We start from the raw sequence: 2764 nt of genomic DNA on the forward strand, positions 1-2764 counted from the left end.
AAAGCCCCTTTACATTTTTTGATTCAATCGCTTCCCGTCCTCGCGATAGAAAAAGACTGGAAACAAGGCGAGCCAGCTTTTCCTCATCTGTCCAGTTCAGGTTGTCAGCAGGGGAGGATCTTTACAAGCGGGATCCCTCAGCATGTGTTGGCAAGCGGCTTCGCCTGTGGAGCCGTTTGACTGGAGGTGGGTCGGGGATTAGCTTGCCCATCTTGTTTCTACGGGCTTTGATCCCGTCGGCAGGTCTGTTGGGACAAAGAGCTGTGCCAACAGCGCCGGTCGGCATCGGGGATCGGGGCATTGCTGCCTTCCTGGCTGGCGGGAGCTCTCACTTCCGCAGCAGGGAGTGCTGATTCATAACCTCTTTTGCTTTCGCTAGGAGATTTAAAGCCATGAACGATGTATTTGGCAAAGTTGTTGCGCAAGCTGACTCCAAAGGTGCTTTCTTGGGAGAAAACGAGTTTGCGGCTCTGCAGCAGGTGATTGCCGAGGGGAACAAGCGCTTGGATGCCGTGAACCGCCTCACCAGCAACGCTTCTAAAATCGTGACCGATGCCATCCGTCAGTTGTTTGCCGAGGAGCCCAATTTGAACGCTCCCGGCGGCCCTGCCTACCCCAGCCGCAATGTGGCCGCCTGTATGCGGGATATGGATATCATTCTCCGCTACATCACCTATGCTGTGGCAGCCGCTGACCCCAGCGTGCTGGACGAGCGCTGCTTGAACGGCTTGCGGGAAACCTATCAGGCGCTGGGCACCCCTGGTAGCTCTGTGGCCAACGGCATTCAAAAAATGAAAAAAGCTGCGGTGGCGGTGGTGAACGATCCCAACGGCATCACCCGGGGTGATTGCAGCGCTTTGATTGCCGAAATCGAGTCTTACTTCGATCGCGCTGCTGCTGCGGTGGTCTGATAGGCCGGAATCTCCATTGCTTCATCTGAAACACCCGGATCCTCTGGTGAAGGCCGCCGCGGAGTTCAACTCGGGTTGGCCTGGGATCCCTGAAAAAACGACCTTTTTTGCAGTCATTTTGCAACTGAGCCTCTTTTGCAGTGTTGGTTGCCCTGATTTTTGCGTTGAGCTTAAGTAAAGGAGCGTTTTGAATCATGCAAACCCCTATTGTCGATGCAATTGCCACCGCCGATAGCCAGGGGCGCTATCTGAGCAACAGCGAGTTGCAGGCCATCAACGGCCGTTTTCAGCGGGCTGCCGCCAGCATGGAAGCTGCCCGAGTCCTGAGCAGCCGTGCCGAAGAGCTGGTGCGCGGCGCCACCGAGGCCGTCTATGCCAAGTTCCCCTATACCACTCAGCCCGGCGGACAATGCCACACCCAAGCGGGCAAAGACAAGTGCGCCCGTGACGTGCGCCACTACCTGCGCTACATCACCTACTGCTTGGTAGCCGGTGGCACTGGCCCGCTGGATGAGTACCAGTTGGCCGGGATCCGCGAGATCAACGCCGCTTTTGAACTCTCCCCCAGTTGGTTTATCGAAGCGCTACGCTACATCAAAGCCAACCATGGCCTGACAGGGCAAGCGGCCACCGAAGCCAACACCTACATCGACTACGCCATCAACGCGCTCAGCTAGGTTCTGCAGCTTGGGATCCCCCAAAAAGGTGGCCAGCCCGGCGCTTGAGGGGGATGGCGAAAAAAGGTTATCAGGGGCAACGGTGGCGAGAAAGGGATCCCTTTGGCCGGTTGGGTCTAAGGATCTCTCTCCCAGAGGGGAAAGCGCCACTGTTGCTCTTGCTTCAACCCCATATTTGTGCTGCTGAGGGTTGTTGAGTTGAGAGGTGAGCCAAAGCAGCCTTTTCAAGCTTTTTTCAAAGTTAATCCAGCCAGTTTCATCATGAGGAATTAGCATGAGTGGAATCACAGCGGCAAGCCGAATGGGGATCCGGGGCATTACAGAGACGACTCCCTTGGAATTGCGCCCTAATGCCAGCCAGGATCAGCTCAATGCGATCCTGCGGGCCATCTATCGCCAGGTGCTGGGCAACGATCACCTGTTTGGGGCAGACAGGAAGGAGCTGGCCAGTGCAGAATCGTTGCTACGCCAAGGTAGCCTGACGGTGCGGGAGTTTGTGCGCTTAATCGCCAAGTCCGAAGCCTATAAGAGGCGGTTTTTGTACCCTAACTCCCAGACCCGCGCCATCGAGCTCAACTTCAAGCACCTGCTGGGGCGGGCTCCCACCAGCCCCAAGGATATTGCCCGACACCTGGACATTTACCACACGGGGGGCCACAGCGCGGAGATCGACTCCTATATCGATAGCCCAGAATACCTGGAAGCGTTTGGCGACAACATCGTCCCCTATCCGCGCGGGTTTGAATACCGCAAGGCTCATACCACCCGCGACTTCACCAACCTCTTTGCCCTCTACGGAGGCTACGCCAACAACGACCGTTCCCAGGGGCGCAGGCCGCGCTTGATGATGCCCCTGGCCACCGGCTTTACTCCGGCCATCCGCCGCATCGGGGTGCGGGGGCTGCTGCCCCCCAGCCCCATTACCAAACACTTGGGGCCGCCAACGGGCCAGTCCGACCGCATGTTCTGTATTGAGGTGACGCGGCTGCTTAACCCGCCCTCGGCCCTGGCCACCTCCAGCCGGGTGCGCAAATCCAACCAGCAGATCTTCGTTTCTGCCGATCAGCTCTCGGCGACGATGCAGCGGCTGCTCAAGTCGGGCGCCAAGATCGTCAGCGTCCGCAGCGCTTGAGGCCTCTGGAGGCGCTCTGGCCTGTTGATGCTATGACCACGGCT

4 protein-coding genes are annotated in these 2764 nt (G+C 58.0%); all 4 read left to right on the top strand.

Features of this window, described 5'->3' with window-relative positions; all coding sequences use genetic code 11:
• Window positions 1–180: hypothetical protein (locus tag NW835_RS05115; RefSeq protein WP_414414693.1), on the top strand; the 180-nt coding region annotated here is incomplete at its 5' end.
• Window positions 181–392: 212 nt separating this feature from the next.
• Window positions 393–911, top strand: coding sequence for a phycocyanin subunit beta (locus tag NW835_RS05120; RefSeq protein WP_414363904.1), 519 nt, complete (start codon window positions 393–395; stop codon window positions 909–911).
• Window positions 912–1105: 194 nt separating this feature from the next.
• Complete coding sequence (locus tag NW835_RS05125) at window positions 1106–1588, top strand: phycocyanin subunit alpha (RefSeq protein WP_011430856.1); 483 nt, start codon at window positions 1106–1108, stop codon at window positions 1586–1588.
• 274 nt (window positions 1589–1862) lie between these two features.
• A complete protein-coding gene (locus NW835_RS05130) occupies window positions 1863–2720 on the top strand; it encodes a phycobilisome rod-core linker polypeptide (protein ID WP_414363905.1) in 858 nt (285 codons plus the stop codon).
• The last annotated feature ends 44 nt before the right edge of the window (window positions 2721–2764 follow it).

The sequence above is a fragment of the Synechococcus sp. OH2 genome (genome assembly GCF_047462155.1).
Taxonomy (GTDB): Bacteria; Cyanobacteriota; Cyanobacteriia; order Thermostichales; family Thermostichaceae; genus Thermostichus.